Raw genomic sequence first — 23,465 nt, 5'->3', positions numbered from 1 at the left:
TTAAAAACCTTAGTCCAATTTCGGACTAAGGTGAATTTTTTTACGAGGTGTTAGAAGTGTCTATTTTTTTAGTTAAAGTTATTTTTATCTATATTGTGTTTATTGTAGCAGTAAATATTTTAGGGAAATCAGCTCTAGCCCAACTTACCCCTCATGATTTTGGAGCGATTCTTTTTTTATCTTAATCGAAAGTTAAAGGAAAGTAGATATCCTTTACCTGAGCTGTTGTCTAATTTAAGAACAACAGGATATCCGGATATTCACGATAATGAATATGCGATTTTGGAAGCAACAGGTGAAATTAGCATTTTTCCAAGAAAAGAATTAGTTCCTATTACTCCAAAAGATTTACATATGAAAGTGGAATACCGCGGATTACCCATAGCCGTTGTCATTGAAGGGAAAGTGCAAAAGCGTAAATTAAAATTTATCAACAAAAATGAAAAGTGGTTAAAGGAAGAACTAAAGGCAAAGGGATATCTTCAAATCAAAGATTTTTTTTATGCTGCTGTTAGAGATACCGATCATTCATTAACCATTAACAAAAAAGATGTTAACGACTAATTTTAAGACGATTTCCTCCCAATATAAATTAATGTTTTCTCTTATTTACTTCTTATTGCATTTACCACTTTCATTTTCCAAATTTATAAAAAATTATACCTATATTTAGGAATTTACCAGATGGTAATTTTCAAAATCACTAAGTCTCTAGTTAGGACAGTGCCCAGATCATTACGCCTTTCTTGATGTCAGAACTTTCCCAACCTTAATTCTCTTTTTTTCGTTCTTAATATCTTATACAAGTTCTTATAAAGGTAGTCCATAATATATAACAGACAATCCCTTCATATTCCATACGTATACTGGTTACATAGTTTGTACATGTTAAGAGTAACAGAAGGAGGGATTCCAGTTGGAGTGGATTTTTTATCTATACCTGTTAAATACGTTCTTTATCTTATTCATAGCAATTTGGGAAGTTCGTCGGCCTGCCAAGGCTTTGAATTGGATAATAATCGTCCTTTTTTTACCTGTCATTGGTTTCTGGCTATATCTTAGCATATCAAACCCTAGGTTTATTCATCGAAAAAGATTGACCTGTTCTAAAAATGAATCTAACAAATTACCTGAGACATTCGGTGCTTCAGCATCGGTAATTGCCAATGCTTTACGGCATTTCACTGTGAATGGGCTTCGAATGGGCCAAGTCCAAGTGTTTAACAATGGGATAGCAAAATATGATCAACTCCTTGTATCCCTGCAAAAAGCCCAAGAAACCATTGATCTGGAATATTTCATCTATCGGAACGACCAAATTGGTAATCGAATCACAGAACTGCTAATCGAAAAAGCATTAAATGGAGTGCAGGTTCGTTTTATGAGAGATAGCTTGGGGAGTTATAAATTCCCGCGTGAAAAAATCCGGCAGATGGTTGAAGCAGGGATAGAATGCAGGACAATATTTCCTCTGCGATTTCCCTGGATTTTGTCCAATTGGAATTATCGGGATCATTGTAAGATTGTGACGATTGACAGAAAGGAATCCTTTACTGGCGGTATGAACGTTGGGTATGAATATACAGGATTAAAGCCAGACGTAGGATTTTGGAGGGACACTCATTTGCAAATTATAGGGGAAGCAACAGGCGACTTGCAGACTGTTTTTGATGTTCATTGGGAAATCGCTGTGCCGGAAAGGATAAAATCAAAAACAAATTTGAAAACAAAATCAGAGGTAACGAAAATCAATTCAATCGGCAGAGCAGATCATTCCAAATGGTCAGCCGAATTGGGATCAGAGTTGAGCACCCTTGATGATAAAGAAATGGACATATCCGGAAAAACTAGGACATTGCATAAAGCGTATATCCATACGTTGGAAGGAAACCCTGGAATTCCTACCCCAGTCATTCGGCAAGCTTACTTTATATGTATAACACAGGCGACCAAGACTATTGATTTAACAACACCCTATTTTGTACCAGAAACGGATATTATCATGGCATTAAAGACAGCAGTAACTCGTGGTGTCCGTGTAAGATTGCTGGTTCCTCGCCACAATAATCAAAAAATCGTGGGTCTTGCAAGCCGTACTTATTACGGAGAACTTATAGAAGCTGGAGTTCAAATCTACCAGTACGACAAAGGAATGATACATGCGAAGGTGTTGACCATCGATGAGGAGATTGCTGCCGTAGGCTCAGCAAACTATGATATGAGAAGTTTTCGCCTGAATTATGAGGTGTGTCAAGTCGTGTACAGTGCTGATGTGGCAAGGGAACTCACAGAGCAGTTCGAGAGGGATCTTACTGATTCTGTACCATTAAGAATTGAAGACTTGTTGCAACGATCCCTGACCGAGCGCATTGTTGAACAGGGTGCTCGCGTGCTTTCTCCATTATTATAAGTTGAAAAAACCGGTATTATTTATCTTTCTGATTTTAATTAGCTTACATGTTGTAATATAAATATTTTAAAACATGAGGATTTTTGAAATCGAGTGAAATATAAAATGGAGGAATAAATCTTAGCGTTGTAAATCCGCATTTTCCTGACTGTACCCCAGGAAGTCGGCTGTTTTGCCGACTTCCTTTTACAGCCAGCCATTCTCTTCAAACCTGATAGATAATGTGTCTCCAAACGGCCTCGCACTTCCACTCATTTGATTCTTTTTTGTTATTTGTCGTATATTGCGCTTGCCCGGGAAATGAAGAATCATTATTTCTGATTTATTTCCCTTACCTTATTCATTCATGCGAGGTAACTTCCTAAAGGAGTGAACATGTTCCAATTAAGAAATCGCAAAGGTAAAATGGCATCCCCTCTTTAAAGGTTCTTACTCTTAACTAAACATTCATGTCCATTGCTTAAGAACCGAAAGTGATATTTCATTCATCAATCCTTCTTTTTAACCCTCAATTTAGACAAAATCTTCATTTTTTCTCCTTTAGACTTACATCTATGTCGAAATTTATCGTTCGGCATATTATATACTATCCTAACAACAGGAGGTGGCAATATGGGAAACTACGGTGGAAATTATGGTGGAAGCTCTTTCGTATTGATCGTTGTGCTTTTCATTTTGTTGATCATTGTAGGTGCTTCTTTCCTTTATTAGTACATTGACGAACCATATTCGTCTCCCAAGAAAATTGCATCTCTCAGTTCGGACAGACGCCATAAGATCTTTTTATGGCGTTTTTACTTTTGAAAACAGATAAATAAATATTAGGAGAGTTTTCTCCCTTTCTATAGCTGCTATTGTCTTGATTTGGCTACATACAAAATCTCAATAGCTAAACAAAGCACGAACTTTTCTTGGGAAAAGCAACCAGGCGCTCTTATGTTTCTGGAGGGACAAAGGTGATACTGGCGCAACAGGTGCTGCCGGTAAAGATTGAAAATCTGCATATGATTTAGCTGTTCAGCAAGGATTCATTGGAACATTAGATGAGTGGCTTGCTCAGTTAAAATCAATAAATTAAACAAACGATCTCCTCCTCGTAATGAGAGTAAGGGATTTTCAAATGAGAAACCCCCGAAAACCTTACATCCTTTTACAATTTTTTCAATAGCTATGTTATGATTATCCTCGAGAGATTTTTGAAATTTTCAGAAAGAGGGGTTTGGATGAGCAAGATCGCTTCAGAAGTTGTTGCAACTACACTGAATGATTGGTACATTGCTATAAAGAAACAAAAGGTAGATGAGTCAATAAAATATTACTCAGAGATAAAGAAACTGTTTGATGAGATGGAAGAGGATCAAGAAGTTCTTGCATATTACAGTTTGTTAGAAGAAAGACATAAAATGTTACTGCATTCCTCACGTGGAGAACCATTACCAAAACACACTTATTTCACTGCAGACAATGAAAGTTTCATAAAAAGAACAAACGATAAATTGGAATATAACTTTTATTTATTTGAAGGAATGTACGAGGCATACAACAAAAACTATGATCGAGCAATTAACTTATATGGATTAGCTGAGAAAAAACTTGCAGAAATTCCAGATGAAATCGAAGCAGCTGAATTTTACTCCAAAGTCTCCTACTTATACACTCTAGTTAAACAAAGCATTGTGGCACAACACTATATAAAGAATGCAATTACAATATATAAACGACACCCTGATTATAAATGCAAACTGGCTACTTCAACAATGATTGCGGCTGCAAACTATGCTGATATGAAACGGTTTGAGGAATCAGAAATATATTACTTAGAAGCAATTGATATTGCAAAAGAAACAAAAGATGAATTTTTAGAATCTCAGTTATTTCACAACCTTAGCATTGTTTATTCTGATTGGGACAAACCTGATAAATGCATTAAATCTCTTGAAAAAGCTGTAGGAAATGAATCCTGGTTGAATTCAATTTATTATATAAATTCTTTATTCATGATGATTAAGGAGCTATTTAAAATTGACGAAAAAATGAAAGCCATTGATTTTTACAATAAAGCACAGGGAAGACTCATATTAATGGAGAATAAGATATACGAAGCCAAAATCAGCATCCTATACCACCTTTATTGTGGTGAGTTAAAAAATAACTTCAATAATTGCATTCGTTATATTGAGTTTTTAAAACAACAAAATGACCTTGAAAGTGTAGATGAATTGGCCTACTTAGCTGCAAAAAGGTTTGAATCAATAGGTGCTTTTGAAGAAGCAACAAGCTTTTTCAATGAAAAGATTTGGGCTGAACAGAAAATGAATCAGGTGGAGGGAATCTTATGAAAAAAATTGTGCTTTGCGTATCTATTTTAACTGTAATTTTAAGCGGGGCAGCTTTAACGCAATTGAGTACGGATTCACCATCTAACATCCAAGTAGCTGAAAGGCCAGTCGGAGGTTAAAAAATGAATTTAGCCCTGCTCATATGAGTGGGCTTTTTATTTTGTCTCCACCAGTCAGCCCATCTCTGTGAAAGCGCAGTTCCTTCAGGTGTTTCTTTTCTTTTCATTATCCAATTCAAATAAACTCAACTATTGTTTTGGTTCGATGACATCCACTGCAAAGCTCACTTTTGACCAACTTTATTATGTCCACGTGCCTTCTTGCGACTTCCTCACAAATCTCCAAGAGAACAGCTTTAACCCCTTCCTCGGGGAGCGCCAATTTCCGACAAATAATTCCCTATACATGATAATACAGTTGAAACATTATTATTCTAAATTTCTTCCAATTCAACTCTTCTTTATTCGACCAAAACAAGAACAAAGGTTCAATTTAAATGTGGGGTAATAAAATTTCCCTGTGTCCCGCCCATGCCTATCCAGCTAAGCCTGTTTAAATTTAATTTTACGTGAGATTTTTCTAAAATATAAGGTCAGTTTATTTAAAAACGGGAAAATCCCATATTAATTAAAAATACGGGATTTTAATAATTCGGTTTCTTGTTTAACGTAACACTTATTCGAAAAAAATTCATTAGTTAAAGAAAAATTCAGATTCCAGCCTAAACATCTTGTATCGTCCTTCAAGTTACAAATGATTCAAGCAACTCCTTGTCTCTTGTTAACTGACTTCATAAATGCTTGATATGCTTGACAAAAGGTATCTTTTACACCTGAGCCATCCGACTTTCATCACCACATAAGCAAAAGGTAAGCTCCAATATTTAAATTAATGTGCGCCACTTAATTTAACTAGAATTTTTGCTTGAGATTTATCATTAATTAACGCATCAAACCCTTGTTCAGCGATATTATCTATATCAATTTTACTTGTAATAATTGATTGCGCGGGTAATCTTCCATTAGCAAATAATTCAATGACCTCATTGTAAGTTTCATTGCTGTATCCTACAGACCCCATTAATTTTGCACCACTAAAGATTAGTGAAGCAGGAACATTAAATTGGATATCTTGCGTGTGGAAGCTGATAACCATCATTGTGCCACGAACTTTAGTTGATTGAATAGCTTGGTGAAATGTTGACTCGACACCTGCAGCTTCAATTGCAACATCTGCTCCATCTGGGAATAATTTTCGAATTTCTTCAACAGGGTTTACTTCTTTAGCATTAAAAACGTGTGTCGCACCCATTTCAGTTGCTTTATCAAGTCGACTATTAAATAGATCAATAACAATAATATTAGACGCGCCTGCAGCTTTTGCACCTAAAACAGCAAATAGCCCAATAGGACCTGCTCCATAGACAACGACAGTATCGCCTTCTCTTACATTTGAATCCTTAATGGATTGGAAAGATACAGCTGCTGGTTCAACCATGGCTGCCAATTCTAGCGGTAAATGATCTGGAATTTTAAAAATCGTTTTTTGTGGAAGTATCACATATTCAGCAAACCCTCCGTCGATTTGTGCACCAACTGCGTCTAAAGTGATGAAACGTTCAGTTTCAGCATTTGAAGGATCTTTAAGCATCATTGGGTAGATACATACTCTGTCACCTTTTTTAAATTTTGTTACATGAGAGCCAACCTCTGCAATTTCACCAGAAAATTCATGTTGACGAAAACGATGAGCAAAAAATAACACATGTCTCAAAGTGAGACATGTGTTTTAAAGTGGTTCATTAATCTATAAATTCTTAGAAATCTGAATTAATTCTTCTTTTGTATATGAATATTCATTGCTTAACCATTTTTTTATAATCTCAAAAAAACCACTGCAGTAGAAATCGCATAGTACCATTGGGTAATCAGAATTTTGGATTTGTTTAGAAAGCGGATCATTATATTCCATTGAAATTTCATATAAATTTTCTGCACCAAATTGAATCAATTTTTCGTATAACTCAAGGCTATTATTTTTACTGGTAAGATTAAAAAACAATTCCCGATTAAGATCTACGTATTCGATTATTTCCTCAAACAATGTATGTTCTTGATCTAAACCTCCCTTTGTTTGTTCAAAGAGGTTTATCGCGATGGAATTTGATGCATCACTAAATAGCTCATATTTATCTTCATAATGACGGTAAAATGTGCTTCTATGAATCATTGCTTTTTCACAAATATGATTAATTGTGATAGATGAAAATGTTTTTTCTTTTAATAACTCCAAAAACGCATCCTTTATTATGGTTTGTGTGCGTAAACGTGTAAAATTACTCAATTCAAGTTTCCTCCTATATTTAACTCCTAAGTAATGATTGAAATTTTAATAGTTTGCATAATCCTATTTTCTTATGCCTAAATTAATAATAATTATGAAACGAGAAGAATAAAATAAACCTGGACTCATGTGAAGCGGAAAGGTTTTATAATTTCCTGCACTTGTTCTTTTGTCCTACTATAATATGTCCAAATAAAAGCCCAGCTACAAGGGCATTCCCCATAAAAAAAGCCGGAATCCTCCTTAAGAGGTTCCAGCTTTTTTTATTGTTTGATCTTTGTCAGTTCAGTGGAAACTTTTTATCATTGGTACAAATGCTGCTTCCATCACCAGTAACCCCTAGTTTAGGGCATATGAAGGGGGTATCTGACGGCTTATAATATTTCAATGCAGCCTTCTGTTCCATGAACGCGGATTCGCTGCCCATCTTTTATCAATCTGGTAGCATTTTCAACTCCGACAACTGCAGGTAAGCCATATTCACGCGCTATAACCGCTCCATGGGTCATCAGTCCGCCAACTTCGGTGACCAGACCTTTTATGGATACAAACAACGGTGTCCAGCTGGGGTCAGTAAAGGAGGTGACTAATATATCTCCCTCTTCCAGATCAGCATCTTCCATATTTAAGATGACACGTGCTCGCCCCTCTATAACTCCGGAGGAAACAGGCAGACCTGCAATCGCACCGGCGGGAAGATTTTCTCGTTTGTACTTGCCTGTAATGATTTCACCATCAGACGTGATAACACGCGGCGGGGATAGTTTTTCATATAATTTGTACTCGTTTTTTCGTTTGCTGATGATTTGATAATCCAGTTTATTTGCGCGTACGGCTTCATGAAGTTCTTCAAAAGTGAGATAGTATATGTCTTCTTTTTCATGAATAACGCCCGCTTCCACGAGTTGTTCGGCTTCTTTCAGTAAAGCCTGCTTATAAACGAAGTAGCGACTGACCATGCCGTATTTCGGATATTCCCTAAACCCGCTGAAATTCCGGATGATGCTGATCATTCGTTTTGTTTCTTTGGCTTTTTGTTCACCATCCGGTAATTGCTTCAATCGATCTAATAACTCTTGTTCTTTCTTCAAAGCTTCCTGTCGCCCTTGCTCAAATTTCCGATGGTTGGCATTAGGCACACTGTTATTGATATTATTTAGAATCATTGGGATAAGTGCAACCGGTTTTTCGCTCCATCGAGTTCTTGTAATATCAATTTCTCCGACGCACCGCATTCCGTATTTGTTGAGATAATCATCAATAGCGTCCCTGGTTTCCTGCCCGCCCTCAAACTTAACCAGCTCATCCATAAAGTGATCATCTTTTACCTGTTGTAAATAATCAATGACTTCTGGATAAGGACGTATCACATCTGCCACATCCAATAATGCCAAACCCATTTCCGAAGTAATATTGCTCGGTACAGATTGAGAAAGCATATCTGCTGCGTTTTTTTCACCTAACCACTCGTTCATTTTTTCGTTAATCCATGATGAAGCATTCATGGCAGCTCGAATTACAGCCGAACTTTTTGGGTCAAATAAAATCTTCTTTAATTGCTGCCCGATATCTTCCAGAATAAATTCAAACAAATCCGCTCCAGATTTCGTTGTGATATTTTGTTTTAACTCTTCGATCGATGTTTGGCTTCTTTTGATCAAATCCGTAACTATTGTCGGATCGTTTTCAACTTGAGCCAGCATATCTGTATTGCCTTTGAAGGGATTCGGTGCTGTTTTATCAGGTATCGACTTAATGAAATCCCGTCGCTCTATTATGGTCATAAGTGCGTCTTTTAAGAGCGGATCGTGCTGTCCCATGCCATTTAATAATCCTTCTCTGCTGTCAGGTGATGCCAGATGATGTGTGACATCAACAAATAATCTTCCGCCAGCTTTATGCATGGGTGCAGAAGTAGTCAGCAGCCAAAAAGACAATCCAAGCGGTTTTATGGGATCTGTCATCATTTGTTGATGACCGACAGAAATATAGACGTGATTTTCTTGATCGCTCGCTTCAGGAACGGGGTATAACGTTGTGATCGGACGGCTCTGGACAATATAAAAAGTATCGCGGACCAAACACCATTCGATATCTTGCGGCTGGCCAAAATAAGCTTCGATCTGTCTTCCTATGCGTGACAGCTGTAAAATTTGTTCATCAGTCAGTGTTTGAGTCTTTTGCTGATCAGGATTGATTTGCTGTGTTTCTGTTCCGCCTTCTTTTCGTCCATTGATAGCCAATTTTTTGGTTTCTATTCTCTTATCGACGATTTGCCCGTCCCGTACTTTATAACAATCGGCAGAGACCAACCCAGAGACCAATGCTTCACCAAGTCCAAAACCGGCATCGATGGATAACACCTTTCGGTTGGAGGTAATCGGATCAGCGGTAAATAAAATCCCCGAAGCCTGAGGGAACACCATCCTTTGAATGATAACTGATAAATAAACTTGGCTGTGGCCGAATCCATTTTGCATCCGATAGATCACCGCGCGATCTGTAAATAGGGAAGCCCAGCATTTGCTGATATGCTGCAAGATTGCATCGACGCCGATAATATTTAAATAGGTGTCTTGTTGACCGGCAAAAGAGGCATGTGGTAAATCTTCAGCAGTCGCACTAGAACGTACGGCATATGCATGTTCCTCGCCAAACCGGGAGAGATAGTGAGAAACTGCCTCAACGACATCGGAAGGAATTTCTGCTTCCAAAATGATTTGCCGAATTTTTCTGCTGATTTTACCAATTTGATCTCGATCCTCAACTTTCAGCATGGTCAATTGATTCAACAACGATTGTAACGTTTCGTTTTGTTCGATGGCTTTTCGATATCCTGCTGTTGTGACACAAAATCCTTCTGGGACTTGTATACCTTGAATTTTTGATAATTCTCCTAAATGTAACCCTTTTCCCCCAACGAGCAAACGCTGTGTTTTTTCCATTTCATGTAAACCAAGTACCAAAGAACTCATTCTGCATCTTCCCTTCAAAAAAAATTGACAAGAGCTTCCTAGCATGATATAATTATAATATAAGATGGACATATATAAATATTTATCAAGAAAGCGCACGTAGACTGATTATATCACCGTGTCTGTTTTTGCGCAATATAAAAAGAACCTGGCCTAATTGGCCAGGTTCTTTCTTAGTTTCCCGCTATATCCCAAAGCGATCTCATCCAGGGAAAGAACGCGAAAAGGTTTACAAAAATATCATACCTTCCGATTTCATCGTACGTTTAGACTGATACCACATCAGAATTTGAATCAGAACCTAAAAGGATTTTCCGCTAATAGTCAGTACATTTGCAGTTACATTAGCACTGCCATTGCTTTGATATCCTTCTACCGTAAGCGCGGTTTCATACATCTTACCCATTGGCATCCCTAAGCTTTCCCACTTCTTGAAATGTTCGCTGACAGATACGGTTCCGCTCGTTCGTTTTGTCTGCCGGACACTCCAATACTGTTTAAAGGTGGCGATACCTATAATGGAAGGTTGGTTGATTCGAGTGGTTTCATAAATGTCATATGTGCCCCCGTCAACAGTAAAAGTTCCCTTCGGCGTTCCAGTCGGTCTGTAGGTGCCCCAATTATCGACGATATAATATTCTGTGAGCGGATCTTTCGTCCATCCATAAACACACAGATAGGAATTCCCCCCGGGATTGAAGGTTGCGTTGTAATTGATTGATATGTTTCCAAGTTGTGAGTGAGTCTTCGTTGAATCGAATTTCTTGCCTTTTCGGAATAAAGCATTCCCAATGTTACTCCACTGGGCACTGAACGCACCGCCGCTATTAAGCGTCATACTGGTATTCCCAGAGTCCTTCCACAATTCATAGTCATAGCCATCTTGTGTGCCAGTCTGATTTGAGGTGATTGTAGTTGCCGCCTGTGCGGACCATGCAGGTAATGTCAGCGCCAGACTAAATAAAACTGCTAATAAAAACTTCATTCTTTTTTGTTTCATTTGGCATTCCTCCCGTTTGATCAGATTGTATTCAGGTCTTACCGTCATGTTTTGTTTATCCTCACCACCTTTCAAAAGAAGGCAGCCAGATCGGTTAATGTATAGGAAATAGAGTTGCATTCAATGATTTTTTGAAGCCGCTTTCAATCTTATTAACACCAACTTATCTGTGTTGCAGCTGTAGGTATGTCAGAAAAGTTTTCACAGCCCATTACGAACCACACTTATCATTAGTTTTTTCGAAAGCTCTGCAAAGCTGTATTGAGATCCTTTGTGTGAGTATAAATTTTCTTATACAAATCGAATAGTGTTTTATATTTTTGAACATTTTGTTCTTTCGGATAAAATGCAGCTGCCTCACGAATGAATTGCTCTGCACATTCTTCAAGGGATTCAAACCACCCGCTTCCAAAGGCACCCAGCATAGCAGCCCCCATGGCTGGACCTTGTTCACTTTCTAACTTAATCACCCGCGCATTGAAAATATCTGCTTGCATTTGAAGCCACGTTTCATTTTTAGCTCCCCCGCCGATAGAAACAACAGTATCAACTGATTTTCCCGCTTCACGGAACAGCTCAATTGATTCATGTAAAGAGAATGTGATGCCTTCCATTACTGCCCTCAAAAAATGCTCTCTTGTATGGGCTCCATCCATTCCAATCAAGCTTCCCCGAATGGATGAATCAGCATGCGGCGTTCTCTCACCAACCAAATAAGGAGTGTACAGCAGTCCATTTGCTCCTATCGGAATAGATTCCACCCCCTGCAGTAATTGCTCAAACGATTCGTTTGGTGCAAACGTTCTTTTAAACCAGTCCAAGCTGTATCCTGCAGCGAGCGTGACTCCCATCGTATAAAAAGAATCTTTTTTTCCATGATTAAAAAAGTGCACTTTCCCTCTAAAGTCTCTTCCTTTGTCTTCTTCACAGGAAAGTATGACCCCTGACGTCCCAATACTGCATAATGTTTTTCCGGGAGAAAGGATACCGGCTCCAACAGCACCGCAAGCATTATCTGCTCCCCCAGCGTACACTTTTGTTTTATCCGACAGCCCGGTCTCCGCTGCAACGTTCGGAAGCAGTGATCCCACACAATCATGGGATTCAACGAGCGGGGGACAAATATCCGCTGAAATACCAAATTGTTTGCAAATCTCATCACTCCACTCCTTGCGGGTAATATGTAAAAGCAAAGTTCCTGCCGCATCGGAGTATTCGGTGTGAATGACTCCAGTCATGCGGAATCTCACATAGTCTTTCGGAAGCAAAAAAACAGCAGCTTTTTTAAAGAGTTCAGGCTCATGTTCCTTCACCCATAAGATTTTAGGTAATGTAAACCCTTCCAGAACACGGTTCTTTGTGATGTCAAGCAGTCGATCACCAAATTTCTCCGTCATTCTGATACATTGAGGCGTCGTTCTGGTATCATTCCAAAGAATCGCATGACGCAACACCTGCGAATCTTGGTCAAGCAGGACTAACCCATGCATTTGTCCTGAATAGCTTATCCCGTCAATATCTTCGGCTTGAACGTTGGATATTGAAACCAATTCAGCCAATGCATTAATTGTTTGCTGCACCCAGTCTTCAGGATTTTGCTCACTATATCCCGCCTTCTCTTGGATGAGCGGATAACTTTTGGACGTTTCCGCACAAACCTTGCCGTTTTGATTAACTAAAATGGTTTTAACAGCACTCGTTCCAAGGTCTATTCCAATGACATACTTCATTTTTTTACTCCTTCCCCTCTAAATAAATCCCCAATTATAGAAATTACCCGTCATAACACAACTATAAAGGAATCATGACGGGCAGTTCAGGGGTGGCTCAGCTATCCCTGCTATAACTTTTCAGCGGGATCTGGAGCTTCTTTTTCATTTGTTATACTTCTAAAATGTATTGGTTCAATATCGCTTTTAATCGCTCCTGTCTTCCTGATTCGTTTTTAATTGGTTTATTATTCAGCGCATATTGCTCAAGTGTCTTGAAATTAGCTCTTCCTTCTGCAATTTCAAGGCCAATCCCTTCAGAAAAGCTGCGGTAACGGTGTTGAATCACATCTTCAAACACACGGTCTTCGATTAATTTGTGGGCGACTTTCAATCCTCTTGCAAATGCATCCATCCCTGCAACATGGGCATATAATAGATCATCAGGCTCAAAAGAAGATCTTCTGACCTTCGCGTCAAAGTTTAATCCGCCGCTTCCAAGGCCGCCATTTTGCAGAATTTCGTACATTGCCAATGTCGCAGAATATAAATCTGTCGGAAATTCATCCGTGTCCCAGCCTAAAAGAGGATCACCCTGATTTGCGTCAACAGAGCCAAGAAGACCATGCACTCTGGCCATGCGTAACTCATGTTCGAATGTATGTCCGGCTAATGTGGCATGATTGGCTTCAAGATTTAATTTAAAATGATTGTCCAGGCCATATTGCTTCAAAAAGGCAATGGTTGTAGCTGCATCTGTATCATATTGATGAGCGGTCGGCTCTTTTGGTTTCGGTTCAATCAAAAACTGCCCGGTATACCCGATTTCCTTCGCGTAATCCACTGCCATATGCATGAATCTGGCCAAATTATCAAGCTCAAATTTCAAATCGGTGTTTAGCAATGTTTCGTATCCTTCACGGCCGCCCCAAAATACATAGTTCTCGGCGCCAAGCTCTTTTGCCGTTTCTAACCCTTTTTTTACTTGTGCTGCAGCATATGCAAATGCAAGAAGTCGCGGCGCCATGGACGAAACGCGGATTCGTAAACATGTTTGCAGTATTCCATAATAGCTTAACGCCGCTGTTTCTCATGTACTCTTTTATCATGCTCACGATAATATCTAAATTTTGATTTGTCTCTTTTAACGTACTGCCTTCCGGTGCAATATCCCGGTCATGAAAAGCAAAAAAAGGCGCATCCAGTTTTTCAAACATTTCAAATGCCGCTTCTACTCTCGCCCTCGCGAGATCCATACCTTTATAGTGATCCCACGGCCTTTGCATCGTAGCTGCTCCAAAAATGTCTGTGCCGTCAGCAGTAAAGGTATGCCAATAAGCAATAGAAAATCGCAAATGTTCTTTCATCGTTTTTCCGCCGATTACTTCTTGAGGATTATAATATTTAAATGCTAAAGGATTAGTCGAATCTTTCCCTTCGTAAATCACTTTGTTTACGCTTTCAAAATAGTTGACTGAACCAGAATGAGAGTGAGCCATGTGGTTTCCCCCTTAAAAATAAATTCAAAACATGATAATTCAAATTCAGGCGCATTTTATGACATACTGTAAGTACGGCTTATGTTAGTTTGTTGCTCAAACAAACTAACATATTTTTATCTTATATAACCTCGTCAGTATTTTCAATATTTTTTTAGTTTTTTATGGATACATTAGATATAATAAAGATTAGATTCAGTATGTACTATGTTTCTCACTACAATAAAATTTCAACTTAATTTAAAGATTATACAAATGGAGTGGATTAAGTGGATATCGCTGATCAAACCTTTGTCAAAAAAGTAAACCAAAAGTTATTATTAAAAGAAATACTTAAGAATTCACCTATTTCAAGAGCAAAATTATCCGAAATGACCGGATTAAATAAATCAACTGTTTCATCACAGGTAAACACATTAATGAAAGAAAATCTTGTATTTGAAATAGGTCAGGGACAATCAAGCGGCGGAAGAAGACCTGTCATGCTTGTTTTTAATAAAAAAGCAGGATACTCCGTAGGAATAGATGTTGGTGTGGATTATATTAATGGCATTTTAACAGACCTTGAAGGGACGATCGTTCTTGATCAGCACCATCATTTGGAATGCAGTTCTCCAGAAATAACAAAAGACATTTTAATTGATATGATTCATCACTTTATTGCCAATATGCCGCAATCTCCGTACGGGCTTATCGGTATAGGCATATGCGTGCCCGGACTCATTGATAAAAATCAAAAAATTGTTTTCACTCCAAACTCCAATTGGAGAGATATTGACTTAAAGTCTTTCATACAAGAGAAGTTCAATGTGCCCGTTTTTATTGAAAATGAGGCAAATGCCGGTGCATATGGTGAAAAAGTATTTGGCGCCGCAAAAAATCACGATAACATGATTTATGCAAGTATCAGTACAGGAATAGGGATCGGTGTTATTATCAACAATCATTTATATAGAGGGGTTGGCGGATTCTCCGGTGAAATGGGACATATGACAATAGACTTTAATGGTCCTAAATGCAGCTGCGGGAACCGAGGCTGCTGGGAATTGTACGCTTCAGAGAAGGCTTTATTAAAATCTCTTCAGACTAAAGGGAAAAAAGTGTCCTGCCAAGATATCATAGATCTCGCCCATCTGAATGATATTGAAACTTTACATGCATTACAGAATTTTGGATTCTATTTAGGAATAGGCCTGACCAATATTCTGAATACATTCAATCCGCAAGCGATCATTTTAAGAAACAGCATCATTGAATCGCACCCTATGGTTTTAAATTCAATCAGAAGTGAAGTGTCGTCCAGGATTTATTCTCAATTAGGCAATAACTATGAATTATTACCATCCCTCTTAGGAAAAAATGCACCGGCTTTAGGAATGTCCTCTATTGTGATTGATCATTTTCTTGATATGGTTAATCATTAATTAAAATGTTTGAATCTCTATGTTTTACGCTCATCTTTTAAGATGAGTTTTTTTGTTTTTTAAACTGAGCAGGAGAATTTATGAAGGGATTTTTCACATAGGTCATTTTCTAATATGAAAAAGGAGTTCTGAAATAGAAGCCTCCTTTTTCAAAAGCGCATTATTTTTCTTTATAGCGAAAATATTTGAAGTCGGCCGGAATATGATTACCGCTGGTATCTTGGCATTGCATCCCTACAAAGGCTCCCGTGAAGAATCCTCCTCCACGGATGTAATCATCTGATAATTTTTTCGATTCCAATGCAATGTCAATTTTGTGCCAGTCTTCTTTGTTCAATGAATAGAAATAATTGTATTTTTCCTTTTCAATTATCGCTTTTAAATATACATATTTGACTTCCGGAGGAATAACAATTTTATTTTTTAATGGTTGTGAAAAAGAAAAGTTATCACATATTGTTAATTCAAGAATACGGCCAAGTTCTTCATCATGCGTGACTTGAAGAGCCGTCCAGTTCTCTGTATTGTAATAGTTCACCAAACCAGCGGCTTGCTGAAAATTTTCAGGATAAAACTCAACAGCAGTTTCCGCTTCAAAATGGAAACTTTGCCACCGTCTGGCTACAAATGCCTGAGTAAATGTCGAGGTTAATGATTCATGACCGTATAATCGTAAATGATTTGGCACTTGAGTCAATGAACCTAATTCATTCGTGAATGGAATCCTTAACGTTTGAAAATTTATATTTAATTTTGAATCCTCAAATTCATCGACTTCCGGGTACGTTGCTTCAAACATGGTTTCGGGTATAGAAGGTGCTTCTGCCTCCAAGCTTCCTTCTTTTCCGCCTGCTACATAGGGCCATTCATCTTTCCAGTAAAGTTTTTGAATAGCTGTTTCTCTGCCCAAAGGACAATATCCTCTCTGCTGAAAAATGGAATCATCATCAGGATGAATAGGGCGTCCCGTTAAATGAGCTAAATACCACTCACCTGTATGTGTTTGAACAATGGATGCATGACCGCACTTTTGCAGCGGATTTCCCGGATCATGCCATGACGTTAAAATTGGATTATCGGGATGAACTTCATATGGGCCCTCAATATTTGCAGAGCGGGCAATTGTAGCAGCATGTTCGAACCGTGTTCCCCCTTCTGCGGTTAATAAATAATAATAGTTCCCGATATGATAAAGGTGCGGAGCTTCTGTCAGTTTTCTATCAGTGCCTTTAAATATCACTTTCGGTTTTCCAATTAATTTTTGCTCCTCATCAGAATATTCCTGCATGACAATGCCTCCGAATGAGTGCCGATCAATACGCTGATCCCATAACATATTTAATAAATATTTTTTCCCATCCGTATCGTGGAACAAAGACGCATCAAACCCCGAGCTATTTAATCTAATCGGCTCCCCCCAATCACCATTAATGGTTTCACAAGTAACTAAATAGTTGTGACAATCTTTCCATGCGCCCTCTACTACCTTAACATCCGTATAGATGAGCCAAAACTTTCCGTCGCTGTAACTTAAACATGGTGCCCAGACCCCGCCTGAATCAGGGTTTCCTTTCATGTCTAATTGTGAAACTCTCTGTAATGGATGGGCAACTAAGTGCCAATTCACTAAATCTTTTGAGTGGTGTATCTGGACTCCCGGAAACCACTCAAATGTAGATACAGCAATATAATAATCTTCACCAACCCTGCAAATACTCGGATCCGGATTAAATCCTTTAAGTACTGGATTGATAATCTTCATTTGGACTCCCCCTCAGCTGTTTTCTGTTGATTCATCATGTTTTAAGCTTTGAAATCATCAATATGATCCAAATAAACTTTGTCTCTATTCTCTAATTCCCGTACCATGTTTTTATATTTTTTCTCATCTAAGTTATAGAAATTAATATCAATCATAGCTAAAACCAGTAAGAACACGGGAATAATGGTTGTTGTAATTAAAATTCCAGTCAATGCCTCCGCCGTTTGCACCTGATTTGCCACATATCCAAACTTATCTAAAACCAGCCCCGGTACAACGCCTCCCAAGGCCATGCCGAATTTAAAGAAAAATCCGATAATAGCGTATATGAGCCCCCCCATTCTTTTCCCTGTTCTGTACTCTCCATATTCTATTGTTTCAGGAATCAGCGCCCACATATATCCCCCGGCAGTGAGACTTCCGGCAGCGGCAATTAATCGAAAGAAGAGTATAAGAAACACATTGCTTGGCGGAACAAACAGTAAAGCCAAGAGGCCGATCATATTCAGTAATAATGCATAGTTTAGTAATTTCTTCTTCCCCAATAATTGATGAAGCTTAGGTATAAACGGTAAAATGACCAAAGCAGGCAAACTTCCGATCAAACCGTACCACTTCACTAAATCCTCTCTTTCTAAGTTATACGTTACATAATAGATGCCAACTGAATTACTGATTGAATTCACTCCAAAAATTATAATAAAGAAAATACTTAATACAACAAGCGGACGATTAACACGAAATTGCTCAAATATATCCGTTAATTTAATTTTTTCTTCAGTTTTTTGAAGAGTGACACGCTCTTTTGTGCTTTTAAAACAAAAGATTAAAAGGCACCCGCCTATTATTCCCATAATACCCATGGTCAGCTGCCAGCCAAGGGATTCGTTACCCGAAGTATCGCTTAAATAAGCAGCCAGTAAAGGAACAAAAAATGCAACAACAAGTCCGCCAAGATTCGCAAATAACATACGGACAGAGGTTATACTAACAACTTCTTGATTATTTCTGGTCATTGCGGAAGTTAACGCGCCATATGGAACGTTTATCGTTGTGTATGTAAGCGACAAGCCGACATAGGTTATATAGGCATATATTAATTTCCCCATATCCGAAAAGTCCGGAGTTGTAAAACAGAGTATTGCCAGGATGACAAATGGAAATGCCCCGAATAAAAGATATGGTCTAAAGCGTCCAAACCTGCTATTTGTTCTGTCTACTATTGTTCCAATAAAAGGATCAGCGAGAGCGTCGATGATTCTGACCACTAAAAACATAGTACCGGCTGTTGCTGCTGATAAACCAAATATATCTGTATAGAAGAACAAAAGGTAAGTAGATACTGTTGCATAAATCAAATCACATGCAAAATCTCCAGACGCATATCCAACTTTTTCAACCATGCTAATCTTCTTTACATTTTCACTGAGCATGATTTCCTCTCCTTTTCGGCCCTTTAATATGGAACAGTGAGAAATGGAACACTTCTTTAAAAACACCAGACAGTAAGCGCTTTCAACAAAACGATAGAGATTACCTTTCACAGAGCATTTTCACCTGCAAATGATGATCGGCAAGCAGTACATTCATGATATTCCTGAAAAAGGATAAAAGCCTTTTTCATTTTGCCTCCAGCTAAATCGTGCCTCTTATCCCCCTTCCATCCATGTTTAAAAGATCCTTATCTCATGGACGATTAAAGTGAGTTTTGTTAGTTTGTTGCATGAACAAACTAACTTGATTTAATATTATAAAATCCTTTCGGCTTTTTCAATGTTTTTTTCAGAAAATTTAAATCTGGCTGAAATAAAATGATTCCTCCCCCTACTCCCCGTATTTCGGAGGAAACACCAAAGCTTTTTGGGAAAGTTTGCGGTCCCCCAATGATTATTATCTTCATGAAATGCATCTGTAACAGCGGTTTGTCCAAATGAGATAAGTTTGAATGAGACTGAAAACAATTAAAAACACCGATAGAATGAAACTATTGGTGTTTGGAGACATGTTTTTTTATGTTGCAGCGTTTATAATGATTCACTCTTAATAACGAGATAATATGTGAAAATCACATGTCCCTTAAAAAGTTAGCGGCAGTTCTTCGAGTGCTCGCATCAGAAAATTCCCTTTCCATTTTATTTGTTCCTTTCCGCCTTTTATCTGTATATTTGGACAGCGGCGTAATAAGGTGGAAATAGCAATCTTTGATTCTAAGCGGGCAAGCTGAGCACCAAGGCAAAAATGGATGCCATGGCCAAAAGCAATATGGCGGTTATTCTTTCTTTCAATATCAAACATGTCGGCATTTGGAAATATCTTTTCATCGCGGTTTGCTGATGCTAAGGAAATGATGATCACATCTTTCCGCTTAATTTCCTGCCCATGCAGTATAAACGGTTCAGCCGTCCAGCGAATCGTCGTTAACTCAACCGGGCTGTGAAACCGCAATGCTTCTTCTATGGCTGAGTTCATCAAATCCGGCTGCCGGCGGAGCTTTTCCAGTTGATCATGGTGACACATCAAAGCATATGTCATATTGGTGATTAAGTTTACGGTTGTTTCATGACCTGCAACGATAAGCAGCATAATCATCGAGTACAATTCTTCTGTACTTAATGGTGTGCCTTCACTTTCCGCCTGAATTAATGCACTGATTAAATCTCCTGCAGGCTCGCTCCTTTTTTTACGAACTAAGTATTCCAGATATTCAACAAATTCCCCTAACAAATGGTCATTCTCCTGAAGTCTTTCAGGGGCTTCTGAAAAATCAATAATTGCTTGCGACCAAATTTTGAAATTTTGACGATCTTCCAGGGGAATACCAAGCATTTCACTTATGACGATAATCGGCAAAGGGAACGCATAATCGTCCACTAGGTTCATGAATTTGCTGGGCTGTACTTTATCCAATAAAGAATCTGCTATATGTTGGATTTTGTCTTCCAGCTGTAAAATCATCCGATGAGTAAATGCTTTCTGAACAAGAGTTCGCAAGCGATTGTGATCAGGGGGGTCTGAATTAAGCATATGCTTTCTTAAAGGCCCTTCATTCTTAAATAGAACAGGTCGTTTCTCTTCTTTTGCGGTAAATACATTTTCATAGTTTTTCTTTAATTTTTCATTCTTTAATAACTGTATTGCATCATCATATCTCGATATAAGCCAGCCTTCCCCAAGACTTCCTAAAGATAATGGGCAGAGAGGGCGGGATTTTCGCAGTTCTTTATAAAAAGCATACGCTTCATCTTTAAATGCTCTGGAAGACAATTGACTTTCCGTCAAAACCGTTAAACTCTCGTTTTGTTTTGAAAACATTGATTCAACCTCCATCTCTATGAAAGGTTATGATAATCTTTAAATAAAATTTCTCAAAGAACGATCAGCAGCCCGTTAGCTAACCCTGATTAAAAATGATCTGTTACCACACTGTTACGTTAGAACTTCCACTACTTTGATATCCCTCTGTCGCTAAGACTTGGTAAGACCAATTACTGCCCAGATTCATTCCATGACTCTTCCATGCGTTAACATGATTGCTGAAAGTGATTGCAGCGTTGATTCCAGTTGGTCTCTTCGTCTGACGGACGCTCCAGTACTGCGTAAAAGTAGTGTTATCGCCATCAATGGAAGGTGCATTATAACGTGTCGTTGTATAGATGTCATATGTACCTCCATCACTGTTTACAGTACCTTTATACGTTCCGGTAGGTCTGTAAGTACCCCATGAATCCACTACATAATATTCGATGAGAGGTGATCTCGTCCAACCATATAAAGTCAAATATCCATTGCCATTAGGCGCCCAAACACCGGCATTATAGTTTATTGTCCTAAATGGCGAACCTGTAGTCCAACCTTTACCAACAACGAAATTTCCGGTATTAGACCAATTAACACTGTAATTTCCTCCAGATCCATTGACAGCGTTTACTGTTCCGCCCCCATCAGTCCAATTTTGCCAGTAGTCTGTGCCAGCTGCAGAAGCGCTTGCTGAAAACAAACTAATACTCATTAATGCTGCCGTTAATCCAACTAAGAAATTCTTTTTAAACTTAAACATATGTTACCTCCTATAAATTTTTCTGGCTTTGACATGAGGTTGCCCTTACGCCAAAGCTTTTGATCGTTCCCTTCAATATAATAGCACGAATCAACGAGTGAATATTATGAATATTTGTAATTTAATTACAAAGGCCTAAAAAATTATATTATAGGTGTCTTGTTTCCCCATGGCCTTACTTTTTTCGTGAAATCACAATTCTTGTTTCTAAATCTGAGAATATATGACTCTCTAATTATAGAAGCTATGATTGAAGAAACCGGGCTTGCAAATTCTTATGTAGAAGAATCGTTCCTTGAAGATGAATTGACAAACGCACTTGATAAATCAGGCGATTATGCAAGAGCAGTGCAATGAAAGGAATGAAGATCGCCCTATACCTGTCAAGGTTCGGCCACCGGTCAAAAACAAGGCAAAAAAAGTATAAATCAAAATTTTCATTTCAACATTTTTTACAAATTAACGGGGCGCCGATGTACAGGAAAATGAAAAAAACACCCGATGAAACGGCGGGGGACTTATAACCTTAATTTATTTATAAAGAATAAAAAGAAACCTTTCTATAACGCTAATAAACTCCATGCAAAATTCTTCACTAAGTATTATTTTGTGATGACTATTTTCAAGAACATATTTTAACTCTTGGATTGCATGTCTAACTTTTTTGGGGTTTTTCGATTTCTCTATATCTCCCCCACAGTGGACAATACAATTTCTAATATGGTTGGCATTAATAATGAAGTGCCATTCTTTAATATCATCAGGAAAAACTTCTTTCTTAATCTTTTTTATATATAAAGCTGCTCTGGTAATACCGTTACCCTGTAAATCTTCTAGCTTAATACTTGTCTCATCCGGCTGACCGCATAAGTCTATAATCTTTTCCTCTAAAAAAGAATACACGCTAATGAATAATGAATTTCTCATAATGGAAGGAAAGACATCTCTAAAATTGACTATTTCATCATAATGCCAGTCAACAAATTCTTCTTTTTCTTCATCACTGAATTCCTTCATAGACTCTTCAAAATCATAAATCTCCCTGCCGAGACTTTGCTCAATGTATCCAGCATACTCCCTAAACATCTCTAACTTCCCAGCAACCAAAAAATGAAATGACAAATTTTTAATATTATTCATAATCAATTACTCCTTTTTTTGACCAATTATAGCCTTTCAGGTATCAAAAGTAATCTGATTATGATGACAAAGCACCTCAAGAATACTTAAGTCGGTATGCTCTTGAATATCGTTTATGATGTCTCTAAGCTCTACTAACCTTTGAGACTTGTTTAAACATCCCTGTTAAGGCACGGACAGCACAATGATAGTTACTTTCTCTAAGCTTCTGTTTTCGAAGGGATTTCCACTCTGTCAAATGGTAATAGGAATAGAGCTTGTTGTTCTCCCTGTTGTATCTCAAATTTTTGTGGTACTGCTTGTCGGTATCCCCCTTGTGCTTCTCTCACAATAACGCTCCGCCCAATCCACATAGCTGCGGCAATCAGGCGCGCTACATCTTTTAGGCGGCAGTACAATCCCCTCTATATATTCTTTCTAAACTGCCCCTACGATCAAGCGGTTAACCGCTAATCGTTTCCCCCCGCTGAATGGATGACATCGCAAAAGAACATAAAGTGAATTATTCTAAGTTACTTCAAAAGCCATTAAAGAACATCTAGGCATTCATAAAAATCCAAGGTTATAAAGATTTTTGCATTAAACAAAACCATTGAAATAAACAATGACAAGTGATACGGATAATGATATAAATTGAGCAGCCCACGGGTTGCTCTTTTTTATCAACTCCTTGTGCTAATCGCTTAATAAGAATTGCGCCTTACACATACTCCGAGAGGAAGCCAAGTACAGTAAGATCGCAGTAAAACGAAATTACTTCCCCGTTATGGCCGTCGCAGACTAGCTGCTATCCAGGCTCAGAATGTT

Annotated in this window: 14 protein-coding genes and 4 pseudogenes; 6 read left to right on the top strand and 12 right to left on the bottom strand. The window is 38.2% G+C overall.

Features of this window, described 5'->3' with window-relative positions:
* Positions 1-56: 56 nt before the first annotated feature.
* The 5 genes and pseudogenes from ACW5MY_RS09440 (at position 57) to ACW5MY_RS09420 (ending at position 4,868) form a co-directional block, all read left to right on the top strand.
* A pseudogene (locus ACW5MY_RS09440) lies at positions 57-564 on the top strand (DUF421 domain-containing protein).
* A 352-nt stretch (positions 565-916) separates the two neighbouring features.
* On the top strand, positions 917-2,410 hold the full coding sequence (locus ACW5MY_RS09435) for a phospholipase D-like domain-containing protein (protein WP_013352389.1): 1,494 nt from the start codon (positions 917-919) through the stop codon (positions 2,408-2,410).
* 612 nt (positions 2,411-3,022) lie between these two features.
* Positions 3,023-3,121 (top strand): YjcZ family sporulation protein, encoded by a 99-nt coding sequence (locus ACW5MY_RS09430; RefSeq protein ID WP_014470361.1) that lies wholly within the window; start codon positions 3,023-3,025, stop codon positions 3,119-3,121.
* Positions 3,122-3,633: 512 nt separating this feature from the next.
* Entirely contained in the window at positions 3,634-4,749 is a 1,116-nt protein-coding gene (locus ACW5MY_RS09425) for a response regulator aspartate phosphatase (RefSeq protein ID WP_013352382.1), read from the top strand.
* Positions 4,746-4,868, top strand: a complete 123-nt coding sequence (locus ACW5MY_RS09420) for a PhrK family phosphatase-inhibitory pheromone (RefSeq protein WP_038462791.1) — start codon at positions 4,746-4,748, stop codon at positions 4,866-4,868. Before ACW5MY_RS09425 ends, ACW5MY_RS09420 begins: the two co-directional genes overlap by 4 nt.
* Before the next feature lie 170 nt (positions 4,869-5,038).
* Here ACW5MY_RS09420 and ACW5MY_RS09415 read toward each other — a convergent pair.
* The 7 genes and pseudogenes from ACW5MY_RS09415 to xylA form a co-directional block, all read right to left on the bottom strand.
* Positions 5,039-5,205 (bottom strand): annotated as a pseudogene (locus tag ACW5MY_RS09415) (hypothetical protein); the annotation flags it as partial.
* 432 nt (positions 5,206-5,637) lie between these two features.
* A pseudogene (locus ACW5MY_RS09410) lies at positions 5,638-6,483 on the bottom strand (zinc-binding dehydrogenase); the annotation flags it as partial.
* 72 nt (positions 6,484-6,555) lie between these two features.
* Positions 6,556-7,092: a TetR/AcrR family transcriptional regulator gene (locus ACW5MY_RS09405; RefSeq protein ID WP_014470362.1), complete on the bottom strand. Its 537-nt coding sequence runs from the start codon at positions 7,090-7,092 to the stop codon at positions 6,556-6,558.
* Between the two features lie 374 nt (positions 7,093-7,466).
* Positions 7,467-10,067 (bottom strand): phosphoenolpyruvate synthase, encoded by a 2,601-nt coding sequence (gene ppsA / locus ACW5MY_RS09400; RefSeq protein WP_462061881.1) that lies wholly within the window; start codon positions 10,065-10,067, stop codon positions 7,467-7,469.
* A 301-nt stretch (positions 10,068-10,368) separates the two neighbouring features.
* Positions 10,369-11,067, bottom strand: coding sequence for a glycoside hydrolase family 11 protein (locus ACW5MY_RS09395; RefSeq protein ID WP_014470364.1), 699 nt, complete (start codon positions 11,065-11,067; stop codon positions 10,369-10,371).
* 230 nt (positions 11,068-11,297) lie between these two features.
* Complete coding sequence (xylB, locus tag ACW5MY_RS09390) at positions 11,298-12,797, bottom strand: xylulokinase (protein WP_014471855.1); 1,500 nt, start codon at positions 12,795-12,797, stop codon at positions 11,298-11,300.
* Positions 12,798-12,948: 151 nt separating this feature from the next.
* A pseudogene (gene xylA, locus ACW5MY_RS09385) lies at positions 12,949-14,275 on the bottom strand (xylose isomerase).
* A gap of 269 nt (positions 14,276-14,544) precedes the next feature.
* On the opposite strand from xylA, the gene xylR reads away from it, so the two are divergent.
* Positions 14,545-15,699: a transcriptional repressor XylR gene (xylR, locus tag ACW5MY_RS09380; RefSeq protein WP_014470367.1), complete on the top strand. Its 1,155-nt coding sequence runs from the start codon at positions 14,545-14,547 to the stop codon at positions 15,697-15,699.
* Between the two features lie 160 nt (positions 15,700-15,859).
* Here xylR and xynB read toward each other — a convergent pair whose 3' ends face one another.
* From xynB to ACW5MY_RS09355, 5 genes are all read right to left on the bottom strand, one after another.
* Positions 15,860-17,461 carry a xylan 1,4-beta-xylosidase gene (gene xynB / locus ACW5MY_RS09375; protein WP_014470368.1) on the bottom strand — a complete coding sequence of 534 codons (1,602 nt, stop codon included), beginning with the start codon at positions 17,459-17,461 and terminating at the stop codon, positions 15,860-15,862.
* A 41-nt stretch (positions 17,462-17,502) separates the two neighbouring features.
* Positions 17,503-18,894 (bottom strand): MFS transporter, encoded by a 1,392-nt coding sequence (locus ACW5MY_RS09370; RefSeq protein ID WP_289394407.1) that lies wholly within the window; start codon positions 18,892-18,894, stop codon positions 17,503-17,505.
* A 643-nt stretch (positions 18,895-19,537) separates the two neighbouring features.
* Positions 19,538-20,773, bottom strand: a complete 1,236-nt coding sequence (locus tag ACW5MY_RS09365; protein WP_462061878.1) for a cytochrome P450 family protein — start codon at positions 20,771-20,773, stop codon at positions 19,538-19,540.
* Positions 20,774-20,876: 103 nt separating this feature from the next.
* Positions 20,877-21,518 carry an endo-1,4-beta-xylanase XynA gene (gene xynA, locus ACW5MY_RS09360; protein ID WP_014470371.1) on the bottom strand — a complete coding sequence of 214 codons (642 nt, stop codon included), beginning with the start codon at positions 21,516-21,518 and terminating at the stop codon, positions 20,877-20,879.
* A 531-nt stretch (positions 21,519-22,049) separates the two neighbouring features.
* Positions 22,050-22,658: a histidine kinase gene (locus ACW5MY_RS09355; protein WP_014470374.1), complete on the bottom strand. Its 609-nt coding sequence runs from the start codon at positions 22,656-22,658 to the stop codon at positions 22,050-22,052.
* Positions 22,659-23,465 lie beyond the last annotated feature (807 nt).

The organism is Bacillus sp. Bwzl_19 (assembly GCF_054900515.1).
Note: the sequence above shows the minus strand (reverse complement) of the source record. Positions and strands in the feature narration are given on the sequence as shown.